General features: G+C 70.2%; 16 protein-coding genes. 11 read left to right on the top strand and 5 right to left on the bottom strand.

All coding sequences use genetic code 11. The features are described from left to right. Positions 1-63 precede the first annotated feature (63 nt). The 10 genes from HNR30_RS22025 (at position 64) to HNR30_RS21980 (ending at position 10,602) form a co-directional block, all read left to right on the top strand. Entirely contained in the window at positions 64-1,362 is a 1,299-nt protein-coding gene (locus HNR30_RS22025; RefSeq protein ID WP_181611784.1) for an MFS transporter, read from the top strand. A gap of 66 nt (positions 1,363-1,428) precedes the next feature. After that, the gene (locus tag HNR30_RS22020) at positions 1,429-2,250 is read left to right on the top strand and encodes an alpha/beta fold hydrolase (RefSeq protein ID WP_181611783.1); all 822 of its coding nucleotides are present in this window, start codon (positions 1,429-1,431) and stop codon (positions 2,248-2,250) included. A gap of 14 nt (positions 2,251-2,264) precedes the next feature. Then, complete coding sequence (locus tag HNR30_RS22015) at positions 2,265-3,080, top strand: alpha/beta fold hydrolase (RefSeq protein WP_181611782.1); 816 nt, start codon at positions 2,265-2,267, stop codon at positions 3,078-3,080. A gap of 10 nt (positions 3,081-3,090) precedes the next feature. Next, positions 3,091-3,885, top strand: coding sequence for an alpha/beta hydrolase (locus HNR30_RS22010; RefSeq protein ID WP_181611781.1), 795 nt, complete (start codon positions 3,091-3,093; stop codon positions 3,883-3,885). A 68-nt stretch (positions 3,886-3,953) separates the two neighbouring features. Then, a complete protein-coding gene (locus HNR30_RS22005) occupies positions 3,954-4,415 on the top strand; it encodes a Dps family protein (protein ID WP_181611780.1) in 462 nt (153 codons plus the stop codon). Then, positions 4,412-5,008, top strand: a complete 597-nt coding sequence (locus HNR30_RS22000; protein ID WP_181611779.1) for a sulfite oxidase-like oxidoreductase — start codon at positions 4,412-4,414, stop codon at positions 5,006-5,008. Before HNR30_RS22005 ends, HNR30_RS22000 begins: the two co-directional genes overlap by 4 nt. Next, complete coding sequence (locus HNR30_RS21995) at positions 5,001-5,690, top strand: ferredoxin reductase (RefSeq protein ID WP_181611778.1); 690 nt, start codon at positions 5,001-5,003, stop codon at positions 5,688-5,690. The genes HNR30_RS22000 and HNR30_RS21995 overlap by 8 nt, the downstream gene beginning before the upstream one ends. Before the next feature lie 44 nt (positions 5,691-5,734). Then, a complete protein-coding gene (locus HNR30_RS21990) occupies positions 5,735-6,688 on the top strand; it encodes an NAD(P)-dependent alcohol dehydrogenase (protein WP_181611777.1) in 954 nt (317 codons plus the stop codon). 98 nt (positions 6,689-6,786) lie between these two features. Beyond that, the gene (locus HNR30_RS21985; RefSeq protein WP_220133806.1) at positions 6,787-9,399 is read left to right on the top strand and encodes a chitinase C-terminal domain-containing protein; all 2,613 of its coding nucleotides are present in this window, start codon (positions 6,787-6,789) and stop codon (positions 9,397-9,399) included. A gap of 96 nt (positions 9,400-9,495) precedes the next feature. Further along, positions 9,496-10,602 (top strand): AI-2E family transporter, encoded by a 1,107-nt coding sequence (locus HNR30_RS21980; protein ID WP_181611775.1) that lies wholly within the window; start codon positions 9,496-9,498, stop codon positions 10,600-10,602. 1 nt (position 10,603) lies between these two features. Here the strand turns inward: HNR30_RS21980 and HNR30_RS21975 are convergent, their stop codons facing one another. The 5 genes from HNR30_RS21975 to HNR30_RS21955 all read right to left on the bottom strand — a co-directional run bounded on the left by HNR30_RS21975 (position 10,604) and on the right by HNR30_RS21955 (position 14,346). Beyond that, a complete protein-coding gene (locus tag HNR30_RS21975) occupies positions 10,604-11,386 on the bottom strand; it encodes an alpha/beta fold hydrolase (RefSeq protein ID WP_181611774.1) in 783 nt (260 codons plus the stop codon). A gap of 63 nt (positions 11,387-11,449) precedes the next feature. After that, the gene (locus HNR30_RS21970) at positions 11,450-12,211 is read right to left on the bottom strand and encodes an SDR family NAD(P)-dependent oxidoreductase (protein WP_181611773.1); all 762 of its coding nucleotides are present in this window, start codon (positions 12,209-12,211) and stop codon (positions 11,450-11,452) included. Between the two features lie 6 nt (positions 12,212-12,217). Beyond that, on the bottom strand, positions 12,218-12,931 hold the full coding sequence (locus HNR30_RS21965; protein ID WP_181611772.1) for an alpha/beta hydrolase: 714 nt from the start codon (positions 12,929-12,931) through the stop codon (positions 12,218-12,220). A gap of 65 nt (positions 12,932-12,996) precedes the next feature. Further along, entirely contained in the window at positions 12,997-13,290 is a 294-nt protein-coding gene (locus HNR30_RS21960) for an Rv1322 family protein (protein ID WP_181611771.1), read from the bottom strand. 156 nt (positions 13,291-13,446) lie between these two features. Next, positions 13,447-14,346: a phosphotransferase gene (locus tag HNR30_RS21955; RefSeq protein WP_181611770.1), complete on the bottom strand. Its 900-nt coding sequence runs from the start codon at positions 14,344-14,346 to the stop codon at positions 13,447-13,449. Positions 14,347-14,429: 83 nt separating this feature from the next. On the opposite strand from HNR30_RS21955, the gene nucS reads away from it, so the two are divergent. Beyond that, positions 14,430-15,092, top strand: a complete 663-nt coding sequence (gene nucS, locus HNR30_RS21950) for an endonuclease NucS (RefSeq protein ID WP_181611769.1) — start codon at positions 14,430-14,432, stop codon at positions 15,090-15,092. Positions 15,093-15,195: the final 103 nt, after the last annotated feature.

Here is a 15,195-nt window from a genome sequence, read left to right as displayed (position 1 = left end):
CCGTACGTGACGCGCCGCCCGCCGATTCCGCACGCCTCAAAGCCGACTCTCAAGGAGGCAGTCATGACCAACAGATCAGTGACCAAGGCCGCCGTCATCGGCACCGCGGTCGAGTTCTACGACCTAGCGCTCTTCGGGCTGGCCGCGGCGATCGTCTTCAACGACCAGTTCTTCCCCGCCGACGCTCCCCTGGCGGGCACCCTCGGCTCCTTCACCGCGTTCGCCGTCGGCTTCCTGGCCCGGCCCATCGGCGGAGTCGTGTTCGGGCACGTCGGCGACCGGCTCGGGCGCAAGCCCGCCCTGGTCCTGACGCTGCTGCTGATGGGGCTGTCCACGACCTGCATCGGCCTGCTGCCCACCTACGACCAGGTGGGGCTGGCGGCGCCCATCATGCTCGTGGTGCTCCGGCTGGCCCAGGGATTCGGCGCCGGAGCCGAGTTCGCCGGCGCCCTGGTCATGGTCGCCGAGACCAGCGACCCGCGGCGGCGCGGCCTGTGGGCCTCGCTTCCCGGCACGGGCGTGCAGATCGGCATCCTGGTCGCCACCCTGGTCTTCACCGTGTTCGCGCCGCTGCCGTCGTTCGAGTCGTGGGGCTGGCGGGTGCCGTTCCTGCTCAGCCTGGTGGGCGTCGGCGTCGGGCTGTTCTTCAGGATCCGGGTGCCGGAATCCGAGCTCTTCGAGCGCGAGCGGGCGCGAGGGGTGAGCCGTTTCCCCGTGCTGGAGGTCGTCAGGCGGCAGCCGCGTCACCTGCTGATCGCCGTCGCCCTCAACGCCCCGTACGGCGCGATCGGCTACATCCTCAACGTCTTCGTGCTGTCGTACGTCACCAAGACGCTCGGGCTGCCCGCCACGGTCGGCCTGACGGCGAACATCGTCTCCGCCGTCGTGGGGATCGTGCTCATGCCGCTGTTCGGGCTGCTGGCCGATCGCGTCGGCCGCCGCCCCGTCTTCCTCGGCGCCGCGCTCTCCCTGTCCCTGTTCGCCTTCCCGATGTTCTGGCTGATCGACACCGGCCGGCCCGTGCTGGTGATCCTCGCGCTCACGCTCGGCTACGGCGTCTGCGTGACCGCGATGTTCGCCGTCCTCGGCTCGATGCTGACCGAGCTGTTCGGCACGCGGCACCGCTACAGCGGCATCGCCGTCTCCCGCGAGTGGACGGCCGCGCTGGCCAGCGGGCCCGCACCCCTCGTGGCGGCCACCCTGGTCGCGAACGCGGGCGGCGCGTCGTGGCCCATCGCCCTGCTGCTCATGGGCTGCTCGGCCGTCATCGGCATCGCGGTCCTGCTCGCCCCCGAGACCCGCGCCAAGGAGCTGGGTGACCGCTTAAGTCACGAGCCCGTCGGCTCACATGCAGTCATCTGACCGATTTCGACCCCGGCACCGCAGACCTAGCGTCGTGCCATCGACACCGACTTGAAGGAACCTGACATGCCTTACGTGACCACCTCGGACGGAACCGAGATCTTCTACAAGGACTGGGGCTCGGGCCGTCCGGTCGTCTTCAGCCACGGGTGGCCGCTCAACGCCGACGCCTGGGACAACCAGATGCACCTGGTGGCATCGCACGGCTACCGTGCCATCGCCCACGACCGGCGCGGCCACGGCCGCTCCAGCCAGCCGTGGGACGGCAACGCCATGGACACCTACGCCGACGACCTGGCCCAGCTGATCGAAACCCTGGACCTGCGTGACGCCGTACTGGTCGGCCACTCCACCGGCGGCGGCGAGGTCACCCGCTACATCGGACGGCACGGCACCTCCCGCGTGTCCAAGGCGGTCCTGCTGGGCGCCGTGCCGCCGCTGATGCTCAAGACCGACGACAACCCGGAGGGCCTGCCCATCGAGGTGTTCGACGGCATCAGGGCCGGGGTGAGCAACGATCGTTCGCAGTTCTACAAGGACCTGGCCGTCCCCTTCTACGGCTACAACCGGCCGGGCGCCGAGGTGTCGCAGGGTGTCATCGACGCCTTCTGGCTGTGGAGCATGCAGGTCGGCGTCAAGGGTGCGCTCGACTGCATCAGGGCCTTCTCGGAGACGGACTTCGTCGAGGACCTCAAGAGCTTCGACATCCCGACCCTGATCGCCCACGGCGACGACGACCAGATCGTCCCCTTCGTCGCCTCGGCTCCCAAGGCCGCCGAGCTGGTCAAGGACGCCACGCTCAAGGTCTACCCGGGCGCCCCGCACGGCCTGGCCGGCGCCTTCGAGCGCGAGTTCAACGACGACCTGCTCGCCTTCCTCGCCTCCTGAAAGGGCCTCCGATCATGATCAAGCGATTGCTCGCCGTTCTCACCATCGCCCTGCTCGCCATCACGGGGGCCGCCTCCGCGCAGGCGAACACCACGACCAGCTCGACCGGCTCGACCGCCAAACCCACTGTCGTGCTGGTGCACGGCGCCTTCGCCGACGCCTCCGGCTTCAACGGCGTCATCGCCCTGCTGCAGCGGGCGGGCTTCCCGGTCATCGCCCCGGCCAACCCGCTGCGCGACACCACGGCCGACGCCGCCTACGTCTCCAGCATCATCGACACCATCCCGGGGCCGGTCATCCTGGCGGCCCACTCCTACGGCGGCGTCGTCATCACCAACGCCGCCCGCGGCCACGACAACGTCAGGGCCCTGGTCTACCTCGGCGCCTTCGCTCCCGACGAGGGCGAGAGCGCCCTGCAGCTGGCCGGGCAGTTCCCCGGCAGCGAGCTCGGCCATGCCCTCATCGCGCGCCACTACCCGATTCCCGGCAGCACCGAGCCGGGTACCGACGGATACATCGACCCCGCCCAGTTCCGCGCGGTGTTCGCCGCCGACCTGCCCGAGCACACCACCCGGCTGATGGCCGCCACCCAGCGTCCCGGCAGCGTCGGCGGGCTGTCCGGCGCCAGCGGCGCCCCCGCCTGGAAGAGCATCCCGTCCTGGTACCTCATCCCGACCCAGGACAAGGTCATCCCGCCGGCCGCTCAGCGGTTCATGGCCAAGCGCGCCGGCAGCAAGGTCACCGAGATCAACTCCTCGCACGTCGTCATGATCTCCCACCCTGCCGCGGCGGCGGCCGTCATCTTCGCCGCCCACGCCTCAACCCGCTAGGAGCATCGCGATGAAACCCGACACGATCGTCCTGATCCACGGCTTCTGGGTCACCCCGCGCAGCTGGGAGAACTGGGTCGCCCACTACGAGCGCAAGGGCTTCAGGGTCCTGGCCCCCGCCTACCCCGGCTTCGAGGTCGAGGTCGAGGCGCTCAACGCCGACCCGACGCCGATCGAGCGGCTCAGCGTCCCGGAGATCATCAGCTCGCTGGAGAAGCTCGTCGGCGGCCTGGACAAGCCGCCGATCCTCATGGGCCACTCGGCGGGCGGCGTCTTCACCCAGATCCTGCTCGACCACGGGTACGGGGCGGCGGGCGTGGCGATCAACTCCGCGCCCACCGAGGGCGTCAAGATCATCCCGCTCTCGCAGATCAAGGCCACCTTCCCGGTCCTGAAGAACCCCGCCAACCGGCACCGCGCGGTCGGCCTCGACTACGACCACTGGCGCTACGCCTTCACCAACACCTTCCCCGAGGACGAGGCCCGCGCCACCTACGAGCGCTACCACATCCCCGCGTCGGGGAACGTCTTCTGGGGCAGCGCGCTGGCCAACATCCACCCGGGCAAGGACGACAACTGGGTGAACTACCGCAACGACGCCCGCAAGCCGCTGCTGTTCATCTCGGGTGAGCACGACAACCTCATGCCGCCCAAGATCCAGCGCTCCAACGCCGCGCACTACAAGTCGGAGCACACCATCACCGAGGTGGTCGAGTTCGCCGGCCGTGCCCACCTGATGCCCGCGGAGAAGGGCTGGGAGGAGGTCGCCGACCACGCCCTCGCCTGGGCCCTGGACCACTCCTGACACCGGGGGCCGGCCTCCGCGGCACGCGCCGCGGAGGCCGGATCCATCCACGAAAGGACGCGAAGAGCATGACCTCCACGCAGCCCGCCCACCTGGCGACCGCAGCCCTGCAGGACGTCCTCGTCGACGTCGCCGAGCTGGCGTCGCAGGCCAGGCAGGCACACTGGAACGTGCGCGGCGCCACGTTCCTGCCCGTGCACCACTGGCTGGACGAGCTCGCGCAGACCCTGCGCTCCCACGCCGACACGCTGGCCGAGCGCATCACCGCCCTCGGCGGCTGGCCTGACGCCGGCAGCGAGACACTGAGCGAACGCACCACCCTGGAGTCGCTGCCCTTCGGCCGGCTCACCACCGGTCAGGCCCTGGCCGCCATGGACGCCGGACTGGGCCGCGTCGCCGCGGTGGCCGTCGCATGGCTGGGCAACCCGGACGTCGGCCGTGATCCGGTGACCGCCGACCTGCTCACCACCGTCTGCCGCGACGCCCAGATCCAGCAGTGGTTCGCCCGCGCCCAGCAGGAGCCGTCGTGACGGTCTTCTCCCGAGGCTTCCGCGGCAAGCACCACCGCGACGACCGGCTGCCGCCCGGGCAGTACCTCACCCAGGGCTTTCCTGTCCTGTCGGCCGGGCCGACGCCCCGGATACCGCTGGATCGGTGGGAGTTCGCCATCGACACCGAGACCGAGCAGGTGCACCGGTGGAGCTGGGAGGAGCTGACGGCCCTGCCGTCCGAGACGCCGACCGTGGACATCCACTGCGTGACCAGCTGGTCCAAGCTCGACACCCGCTGGCGGGGCGTCTCGCTCGACGTGCTCTTCGAGCGGGTGGAGACGGCCGCGGACTACGCGCTGGTCTACTGCTACGGCGGCTACACCACCAACCTCCCGCTGGAGGACCTGCTGGACGGCAAGGCCTGGATCGCCTACGGCTACGACGGCCACGAGCTGGCGCCCCAGCACGGCGGTCCTGCCCGGCTGCTGGTCCCGCACCTGTACTTCTGGAAGTCGGCCAAGTGGGTGCGCGGCATCCGCCTGCTGCACCAGGACCACCCCGGCCTGTGGGAGAGCGCCGGGTACCACAACTACGGCGATCCCTGGCGCGAGCAGCGCTACGCCGATGACTAGGTGGCGTACCGTCCGCCTGGCCGGCGCCCACGACGAGACCGCCGGCTCCCGCACGCTGGTCTTCGACGCGCCTGACTGGCCGGGTCACCTGCCCGGCCAGCACGTCGACGTACGGCTGACCGCGCCGGACGGCTACAGCGCCCGCCGCAGCTACTCTCTGGCGAGCGCCGAGGGCGTGGAGCTGACCGTGGAGCGCATCGACGACGGCGAGGTCTCCCCCTACCTCACCGACGAGTTGAGAGTCGGCGACCAGGTGGAGATCCACGGCCCGATCGGCGGCTGGTTCGTCTGGCGCCCCGCCACGACGCCGGTGCTGCTGGTCTCCGGCGGCGCGGGGATCGTGCCGATGATGGCCATGATCCGCGCTCGCCGGGCGGCGGGGGTGCGCGCCCCCTTCCACCTGGTCCATTCGCTGCGCTCGCCGGGCCGGCTCCACTACGCCTCGGAGCTGCTGAGCCCCGACCCGGGGGTGCGGGTCAGCCTGCTCTACACCCGGGAGGCGCCCGGCGGCCACCCCCGCCCGCCCGGCCGCCTGACCGCCGCGGATCTCGACGGTCCCGGCGCCGCCTGCTTCGTGTGCGGGCCCACCGGCTTCGTCGAGGCGGCCGCCGATCTGCTCGTGGGCCTCGGTCACGATCCCGGCGCCATCAGGACCGAACGTTTCGGTCCGTCCGGATCATGAGCGCTCTCAGCTTCTCCACAGCGGCCGTCCTCCATGCTGGCCCCATGAAGGCAGCGGTCTACACCAGGTTCGGCCCGCCCGAGGTCATCAGCCTCCACCAGGTGCCGAAGCCTCGCCCCAGGGACGGCGAGGTGCTGATCAAGGTGCGGGCGACGACGGTCACCTCGGCGGAGTGCGCGATGCGGCGGGGCCGCCCGCTGTGGGGCAGGGTCATCCTCGGCTTCCTGCGCCCGCGCAAGCGCATGCGGAGGCTGGGCACGGAGCTGGCCGGGCAGGTCGAGGCAGTGGGGAGCAAGGTCACCAGGTTCGGACCCGGCGACGAGGTGTTCGGGTTCACGGGGTTCCGGCTGGGGGCGAACGCGGAGTACGTGTGCCTGCCGCAGCAGGCCTCGCTGGCGCTCAAGCCGGCCACGGCCGGCTTCGAGGAGGCCGCGGCATCAGTCGACGGGGCGTCGACGGCGCTGCACTTCCTGAGCAAGGCGGGGATCCGTCCGGGCCACAGGGTCCTGATCTACGGGGCTTCGGGAAGCATCGGGAGCTACGCCGTCCAGCTGGCCAAGCGGCTCGGGGCGCACGTGACGGCGGTCTGCGGCCCGTCCAACGCCGATCTGGTGACCGAACTGGGCGCCGACGAGGTGATCGACTACACCAAGCAGGACTACAGCCGCGGCGGGGCGAGGTACGACATCGTCTTCGACACCCTGGGCAAGTCGTCCTTCGCCAGGGCCAGGGCCGTTCTGGGCAGGCGGGGCCGCTACGCCGTCACCACCGGCCTGCACAACTCCCTGCTCTCCCTGGTCACCCCGAGGGTCGTCACCGGCATGTCGGTGGAGAAGAACCAGGCGCTCCAGCTCATCAGGGGGCTCCTGGAGGCGGGCCAGCTGCGTGTCGTCATCGACCGCCGCTATCCCTTCGAGCACATCGCCGAGGCGCACCGCCACGTGGAGACCGGTCACAAGCGCGGGAACGTCGTGGTCAGCATCACTCAGGCCGATTAATTATTTGGAAACTTTCCTAAAAGAAACCATTGACCCGGCTGTCCGCGCCGCCTTACGTTCGCGCTCAACAACGCCTTTTCACCCCCTGGACGGCGATGATGAGCACCACCCCCCGCTTAGCGAGACTGCGACTTGCCGCCTGCGCCGCGGCCCTGGCCCTGGCGGCGACGGCCCTGGCCGCCACGGCCGCCACGAGGGTCGACGCCGCGGTCGACCACGAGACCTGCCGCCCCGACGGGCTGTACAAGACGGCCGACGTCACGGTCCCCTACTGCGACGTCTACGACGAGAACGGCCGGGAGAAGATGGGCGCGGACCACCCGCGCCGCGTCATCGGCTACTTCACCGGCTGGCGCCACGGGCAGAACGGCCAGCCCGCCTACCTGGCCAGCAACATCCCCTGGTCGAAGATCACCCACATCAACTACGCCTTCGCCCACGTGGGACCCGACAACAGGATCTCGGTGGGCGCCGACAACGCGTCCAACCCGGCGACCGGGATGACCTTCCCCGGCCAGGATCCCGCCCTGCCGTACAAGGGGCACTTCAACCTGCTCAACACGCTCAAGAAGCAGAACCCGCACGCCAAGACGCTGATCAGCGTCGGCGGCTGGGCCGAGAGCGGCGGGTACTTCGACGACGCGGGCAACCGGCAGGCGTCGGGCGGCTTCTACACGATGACCGACAGCCAGGCGGCGATCGACACCTTCGCCGACTCGGCCGTGTCGTTCATCCGCAAGTACGGCTTCAACGGCGTGGACATCGACTACGAGTACCCCACGAGCATGAAGGACGCGGGCAACCCGCTCGACTTCCAGATCGCCAACGCCCGGCGGGCCACGCTCATGGGCAACTACGTCAAGCTGATGAAGTCGCTGCGTGAGCGCCTGGACCGCGCCTCGGCCCAGGACGGTAAGTACTACCTGCTCACCATCGCCGCCCCCGCCAGCGGATACCTGCTGCGCGGCATGGAGACCTTCCAGGTGACGCAGTACCTCGACTACGTCAACATCATGTCCTACGACCTGCACGGCGCGTGGAACGAGTTCGTCGGGCCGAACGCCGCGCTCTACGACGACGGCAAGGACGCCGAACTGGCCAAGTGGGGCGTCTACACGACCTCGCAGTACGGCGGCATCGGGTACCTGAACACCGACTGGGCCTACCACTACTTCCGCGGCGCCATGCCCCCAGGCCGCATCAACATCGGCGTGCCGTACTACACGCGCGGCTGGAAGAACGTCAACGGCGGCACCAACGGCCTGTGGGGCACGGCGCCCAAGAGCTCGGGCTGCCCCACCGGGCTGACGACCTGCGGCGACGGCGCGATCGGCATCGACAACGTCTGGCACGACCTGGACGGCCAGGCCGAGACGCCCGGCGGCGGCAACCCGATGTGGCACGCCAAGAACCTGGAGCGCGGCATCCAGGGCTCCTACATCGGGCAGTACGGCCTGGACCCGGTCAACGACCCGAACGACCGGATCTCCGGCACCTACGCCCGCCACTACGACTCGACGCTGGTCGCGCCGTGGTTGTGGAACTCCAGCAAGAAGGTGTTCCTGTCGACCGAGGACGAGCAGTCGATCAGGGCCAAGGCGGAGTACGTCCGCGACACCGGCCTCGGCGGCATGATGATCTGGGAGCTCGCGGGCGACTACAAGTGGACCGGCTCCGAGTACTTCATGGGTGACACGCTGACCACGCTGGCCCACGACACGCTCAAGACCGCCGCGCCGTACAACGCGACCCGCGCCAAGGTGGCCATCCCCGCCGAGAAGCTCGACATCACCATCGAGGCGGGCGGCTTCCCGGTCGGCGACAGCAACTACCCGATCAGCGCCAAGCTGAAGATCACCAACCGGTCCGCGGTGACCGTGCCGGGCGGCGCCGAGTTCCAGTGGGACTACTCCGCCGCCTCGCCGCCCAACGCCAAGGACCAGTCCGGCTTCGGGCTGACCGTGATCGGCAAGGAGCACACCGGCGCGAACAACATCGGCGGGCTCAAGGGCGACTACAACCGGGTCTCGGTCAAGCTGCCGGCCTGGCAGTCGCTCGCGCCCGGCGCCTCGGTGACCATGGACTACGTCTACTACCTGCCAGCTCCCGGACCGAACAACTACACGGTCACCTTCGGCGGCAGGACGTACGGCCTGGTGCAGGACCTGGCGCGCGGCGGCACCGTGGTCACGCCCACGGCCTCGCCCACCGTCACCCCGACCGGCGGCACGTGCACGGAGCCTCCGTGGGAGGCGGGCAAGATCTACACGGGCGGCCAGCGGGTCTCGCACAAGGGCAAGGTGTGGGAGGCCAGATGGTGGTCGCAGAACAACGAGCCGGGCACCAACGACGTGTGGCGCGAGGTCGGCCTCTGCAGCGGCCCGACCAGCAGCCCGACGATCACCCCGACCGTGACGTCCAGCCCGACGATCACCCCCACGGTCACGTCCAGCCCGACCGTCACCCCCACCGTGACGTCCAGCCCGACCGTCACCCCCACCGTGACGTCCAGCCCGACCGTCACCCCCACCGTGACGTCGAGCCCGACCGTGACTCCCACCGGCACCTACCCCGCCTGGCGGGCGGGCACCGCGTACGCCGCCGGTGACCGGGTGACCTACCAGGGCGTCAACTACCAGTGCCGCCAGCCGCACACCGCGCTGGCCGGCTGGGAGCCGTCCAACGTCCCGGCGCTCTGGCAACGCCTGTAGCAGCGAAACCCGTCCAAGGAGAGCCTGGCCTTTCGCTAGGCTCTCCTTTCGCATTTCATACGGCTAAAGCCGGATTTATCCCCATTTGGAGCTGCCGTGTCCCAGCAAGACGAGCCCGCGCACGCCGTCACGGAGGAGCCCGCCCCATCGGACACCCACGTCTACGGCCTGCCCGGCAAGCCGCTGACCAGGGGGCCCTTCCTGTTCGGCCTGATCGGCGGCCTGGGCGTGCTGACCGCGATCGCGATCGGCCAGATGGTCATCCACTCCCTCAGCGTGATCATCCTCATCGTGGTGGCGATGTTTTTGGCGATCGGGCTCAACCCCGCCGTGGAGGCGCTGCAGCGCAGGGGGCTGGCCAGGCGCTGGGCCATCTCGATCGTCTTCGCCTCGGTGATCGTGCTGTTCGCCCTGTTCGGCCTGGCCATCGTGCCGCCGGTCAGCCGCGAGCTGACCGCCTTCATCCAGGCGCTGCCCGGCTACCTGACCGAACTGCAGCAGAACCCGACGGTCCAGCAGCTCGACGCGGAGTACGGGATCATCCAGCAGGCGATCTCCTTCGTCGCCTCGCAGCTCGGCCCCACGCTCGCGGGCGGCATACTCAACGCCGGCGTCGAGGTGCTCGGGGGCGTCTTCAACGGTCTCACCCTGCTCGTGCTGATGCTCTACTTCCTCGGCTCCCTGCACTCCACCAAGCAGTACCTGCTCAAGCTGGTGCCCGCCTCCCGGCGCTACCGCACGGAGTCGATCACCGACCAGATCCTCAGCGGCATCGGCGGCTACGTCGCGGGCAACATCCTCATCTCGGTCATCGCGGGCGTCGTCAGCTGGATCTTCCTGCACTTCGCCGGGGTCAAGTACGCGCTCGCGCTCGCCCTGGTGGTGGCGGTGCTCGACCTCATCCCCCTGGTCGGCGCCACGATCGGCGCGGCGGTGGTCACCCTCGTGGCGCTGCTGCAGTCGCTGCCGCTGGGGCTGGCCTGCCTGGTCTTCTTCGTGGTCTACCAGCAGGTCGAGAACTACCTGATCTACCCGCGCGTCATGACGCGCTCGGTCAACGTCACCCCGGCGGTCACCGTGATCGCGGCGCTCATCGGCGGCGCGCTGCTCGGCATCGTCGGCGCGTTGCTGGCCATCCCGGTGGCCGCCGCCATCGCCCTGATCATCCGCGAGCTGGTGCACCCCCGGCAGGCGGGGCACTAGGTCACGGGTGGGGGGCCAGCTCCCGGACGAAGCGGGCCACCGCCGCGTTGAACGCCTCCGGCTGCTCGACCGCGCTCAGGTGCCCCGCCTTCTCGATCACCGTCAGCGACGAACCCTCGGGTACGGCACGCGCCATGGCCTCGGCGTCGGCCACCGGCGACAGCTCGTCCTCCTCCCCCACGATGACCAGCACCGGCGCCTTCAGCGCCGCGAGGGTGTCGAAGCTGTCGGGCCGCGCCGCCATCGCCCGCTGCGCCCACGCGACCGCCCCCGGCGGGGCCGAGCGCACGAGCTCCCGCACCCTGCCGTGCACCATGGCGCGCCGCTGCTTGGTGGTCGTGCCGGTGAGCGCGGGCAGCACCTCCTGGATCAGCACCTCGGGCCCGCCGTCGAGCACGGCCCGCGCGATCCGCTCGCGGTTGTCGCGCGCGGCTTCCTGGTCGGCGCTCGCCTTCGTGTCGGCCAGGATGACCCCGAGCACCCGGTCAGGGTGGCGGCGGCAGAAGGCCATCGTGACGTAGCCGCCCATCGACTGGCCGCCGATCACCGCCCGCTCGATCCCCTCGCGGTCGAGCAGCTCCGCGACGTCGTCGGCCATGAGGTCGAGCGACGGCTCCTCCTCCGGCAGCCGCGAGCCGCCGAACCCCCGCAGATCGGGAGTGATCACGCGGCAGGTGGCCGCCAGGCCCTCCCGTTGGGCCAGCCACATGGCCGACGAGAGCGGGAAGGCGTGGAGCAGGACGACAGGGAGGCCGCTCCCGGCTGATCTCGTGTGAAGCTGCACGGATCACACGGTAGCCCGGTTGATGACCGGCCGCCCTTTGGTCATCCACCCAAATATCGGTTATCAGCCGACCGTCAAACCGCCGTCCACGACCAGGACCTGACCCGTCATGTAAGCGGACGCGTCGCTCGCCAGGAAGACCGCCGGATGCGCCATCTCCTCCGGGGTGCCCCAGCGCCGCAGCGGCACGTTGCCGACCGTGCGCTTGCTGGTCTCCTCGTCCTCCCGCAGGTTGCTGTTGAGGTCGGTGGCCACCCAGCCGGGGCACAGCGCGTTGACGCGCACTCCCATCGCGCCCCACTCCACCGCCAGCGACCTGGTCAGCGACACCAGGGCCGCCTTCGCCGCGCCGTACGGGGCCAGGAGCGGAGCGGCGCCCAGCCCGCCGACCGACGCCACGTTGATCACCGACCCGGACCAGCGGCCCAGCAGGTGCGGCGCCACCGCGTGGCAGACCGCCATCGCCGAGTCGAGGTTGAGGCGCATGAGCTTGTCCCAGCCCGACAGGCGCAGGTCCTTGAACTCGACCATGAAGTTCGAGCCGCCCGCGTTGTTGACGACGACGTCGAGGTGGCCGAGCTCGGCGATGCTCTGGTGGACGGCACGCGTCGCCGCGTCACGATCGCTCAGATCGGCGGGGACCACCACGGCGCGCCTGCCGTGCTGCTGGACCTCCTTGGCCACCTCGTCCAGCGACTCCGCGGACCTGGAGACCAGCGCCAGGTCGGCGCCCGCCTGCGCGTAGGCCACCGCGATGGCCCTGCCGATGCCCCGCGACGCTCCCGTGACGAGCGCCGTCTTGCCGGAAAGATCGAAAGCCTGCATAGAACGTTATTCTAGTGACCACTCCGTGGGCAGAGGGAAGGCCGCGGGGTTCACCCTTTTCACGATCTCGTCCAGCACGATCCTGACGTACGGCTCGCCGACCCACAGATGCTTGGCCCCGTCGACCCCGATCACCTCGGCCTGCGGCACCCGCGAGAACCGCGCCCGCGCCTCCTCGGGCCGCAGATAGTCGTCGAACTCCGGCACCAGCACCGTCAGCGGCCTGCCGAACTCCGCCCATCTGTCAAGATCGTCGTCGGTGGCCCTGTGCAGCGGCGGCGACAGCAGGATCGCCCCCTCCACCAGCGGATCGTGCGCCCATTTCAGCGCCAGCTCGGTGCCGAACGACCAGCCCACCACCCACACGCGCGGCAGGTCGTGGAACTCGGCGTACTCCAGCGCCGCCGCCACGTCGAACCGCTCGCCCTCGCCGCCGTCGAACGCCCCCTCCGAGGTGCCGCGATCGGACGAGGTGCCCCGGGTGTTGAAGCGCAGCACCGCCAGATCCGCCAGCGCCGGCAGCCGGTTGGCGGCCTTCTTGTACACGTGGCTGTCCATGAACCCGCCGTGCGTCGGGAGCGGATGCAAAGTCACCAGCGTCGCCACCGGCGCCCCGCCCTCCGGCACGGCCAGCTCGCCGACGAGCGTCAGATCGTCGGCGGTGTGCAACTCGATGTCCTCGCGCCGCGCCGGCAACTCCGTGGCCGCACGAATCTCCATGCCCGTCCTTCCGTCACCGTTCCGTCCCGCCTGCACAGTAACGACCCTGCCATGGGCCGGTGACCTCAGTACCGGCTACGCCCGGGACCCCGATCGAGCCGCTTGCGCCAGCAGGTCGTGTGCCAGTGGCGCCGCTCCGCGTCGCCGCCCGTCCAGTCGGGCCAGGTCACCAGGTGTGGCTTACCCGGGAGGATCTCCTGATCACATCCGGGGCAGCGGTACTGCTTGCCCGACGACGCCCCGGACAGCGGCCGCACCCTCCAGTCGCCGTCGGGCCACTCCTCGATCTTCTCCCCGCCTGACGGGAAGCCCAGCGGCCGCTGGTCGTCGTCGCGGCGACGCGCCTTGCGCGGGCTCATGCCGCCGGCCCACCCGGGAACACACTCCGGCAGCCGGCACCCATCACACCCACAACCGCCAATTCAACCGCCATTCCCCCATCTTCCCACTTCGGAGCACACCCGCGACCCGCCCACAAGGCTCTCAGCTCGGCTCGGGGACACGGAAAGCGCGCGTCACACACCCTTCAGCACACGATCAAGGGCCGCCCGCCCCACCGGCCCCCAGTGGGGTTTCCCGCCAGGAAGTCCCCGATCCCCGTTCTGCCCCATGAGCATGAGGAAGAGGCTCTTCAACGCCGCCAGCCCCCGGGCCCGACGGATCGCCGCTTCGCCGGCGAGCCCGTACCTGTCGAAGAACCGCGAGGCCGTCCCCGCGGGCAGCAGCACCCATGCGGCGGCGAGGTCCCAGGCCGGATCGCCCGCGAACATGTCGCCGAAGTCGACGATGCCCGCGAGCGTGCCGTCGGCGACGACGACGTTCGCGGGGTGGAGGTCGCCGTGCACCCACACCGGCCCGCCCTCCCACGCCTCGGCCGCCACGGCGTCGTCCCAGACGGCCCTGACCTGGGCGGTGACACCGGCGAGGGCGTCGGGGTCGACAGCCTGGATAAAGCGCTCGAAGCCGTCCGTGCAGTCCCTGGGGTGGGCGCCGCGGTCCCCGGCGATGGGCGCGTCGGCGGGCGCCTCGACGTGGAGCGCGCGCAGGAAGCCCGCCAGGGTGTCGGCCGCGTGATCGCCACGGCCGATCGAGCCGCGGTCGAGCGGCTCGCCGTGAACCCACGTCATCACGGTCCAGTGCCTGGGGAACCGCTCGGACGGTTCGCCGAACCGCACCGGGGTCGGCACCGGGAGCGGCAGGAGCGGGGCCAGCACGGGCAGCCACCGCCGCTCCTTGAGCTGGAGCTCCGGGGTGGGGTCCATGCGCTGCATGCGGACGGCCAGGTCGTCGCCGAGGCGCCACATCTGGTTGCCCCATCCTCCCGCGACCTCGCGCACGGGCAGCCCCGCGAGGTCCGGGTGCTGCTCGCGCAGCAGCGCGCGGACCAGGTCCGCGGTGATCTCGGTGACGGTCATACGACGTCACGGTACTGCGGCGGTGAACGCGCGCTCTCCGGAGAAGGCACCCGCCACCCGGCGGCTCTGGGAGACTGCTCTGCATGCGTCTGGTCATCGCGCGCTGCAGCGTGGATTACATCGGGCGGCTCACGGCACACCTGCCGATGGCCCCCCGCCTCATTCTCATCAAGGCCGACGGCAGCGTCAGCATCCACGCCGACGACCGTGCCTTCAAGCCGCTCAACTGGATGAACCCACCCTGCAAGCTCTCCGAGGACGGCGGCACGTGGACCGTCACCCACGGCAAGACGGGCGAGAAGCTGGTCATGACGATGGAGGAGATCCTCCACGACTTCTCCCACGAGCTCGGCATCGACCCCGGCCTGATCAAGGACGGGGTGGAGGCGCACCTGCAGGAGTTGCTCGCCGAGCACATCACCACCCTGGGCGAGGGCTGGAGCCTGGTGCGGCGCGAGTTCATGACCGCGATCGGGCCGGTCGACATCCTGTGCCGTGACGCCAAGGGCGCCACGGTCGCCGTGGAGATCAAGCGCCGGGGCGAGATCGATGGCGTGGAGCAGCTCACGCGCTATCTGGAGCTGCTCAACAGAGATCCGCTGCTGGCTCCGGTGAAGGGGATCTTCGCAGCGCAGGAGATCAAGCCCCAGGCCAGGGTGCTGGCGGCCGATCGGGGCATCGACTGCGTGACGCTCGACTACGACGCTCTGCGCGGCATCGAGCCGGAGAATCCGACGCTGTTCTGACCCGGTGTTCTCGATGCCGTGGTGGAGATCACGAGCGGGTGGCCGTCCTCCGTTCGGAGGACGGCGCGGTCGGTCCACCGGTGGTCCCGCGCGAGCCGTACGA

The organism is Nonomuraea soli, assembly GCF_013761175.1.
Lineage (GTDB): Bacteria > Actinomycetota > Actinomycetes > Streptosporangiales > Streptosporangiaceae > Nonomuraea > Nonomuraea soli.
This window is presented reverse-complemented; position numbering and strand designations above follow the sequence as displayed.

Coding starts and splice junctions, on each gene's coding strand:
- HNR30_RS22025 (WP_181611784.1), top strand. CDS start 64: ATGACCAACAGATCAGTGACCAAGGCCGCCGTCATCGGCACCGCGGTC.
- HNR30_RS22020 (WP_181611783.1), top strand. CDS start 1,429: ATGCCTTACGTGACCACCTCGGACGGAACCGAGATCTTCTACAAGGAC.
- HNR30_RS22015 (WP_181611782.1), top strand. CDS start 2,265: ATGATCAAGCGATTGCTCGCCGTTCTCACCATCGCCCTGCTCGCCATC.
- HNR30_RS22010 (WP_181611781.1), top strand. CDS start 3,091: ATGAAACCCGACACGATCGTCCTGATCCACGGCTTCTGGGTCACCCCG.
- HNR30_RS22005 (WP_181611780.1), top strand. CDS start 3,954: ATGACCTCCACGCAGCCCGCCCACCTGGCGACCGCAGCCCTGCAGGAC.
- HNR30_RS21995 (WP_181611778.1), top strand. CDS start 5,001: ATGACTAGGTGGCGTACCGTCCGCCTGGCCGGCGCCCACGACGAGACC.
- HNR30_RS21990 (WP_181611777.1), top strand. CDS start 5,735: ATGAAGGCAGCGGTCTACACCAGGTTCGGCCCGCCCGAGGTCATCAGC.
- HNR30_RS21985 (WP_220133806.1), top strand. CDS start 6,787: ATGAGCACCACCCCCCGCTTAGCGAGACTGCGACTTGCCGCCTGCGCC.
- HNR30_RS21970 (WP_181611773.1), bottom strand. CDS start 12,211: ATGCAGGCTTTCGATCTTTCCGGCAAGACGGCGCTCGTCACGGGAGCG.
- HNR30_RS21965 (WP_181611772.1), bottom strand. CDS start 12,931: ATGGAGATTCGTGCGGCCACGGAGTTGCCGGCGCGGCGCGAGGACATC.
- HNR30_RS21960 (WP_181611771.1), bottom strand. CDS start 13,290: ATGAGCCCGCGCAAGGCGCGTCGCCGCGACGACGACCAGCGGCCGCTG.
- HNR30_RS21955 (WP_181611770.1), bottom strand. CDS start 14,346: ATGACCGTCACCGAGATCACCGCGGACCTGGTCCGCGCGCTGCTGCGC.
- nucS (WP_181611769.1), top strand. CDS start 14,430: ATGCGTCTGGTCATCGCGCGCTGCAGCGTGGATTACATCGGGCGGCTC.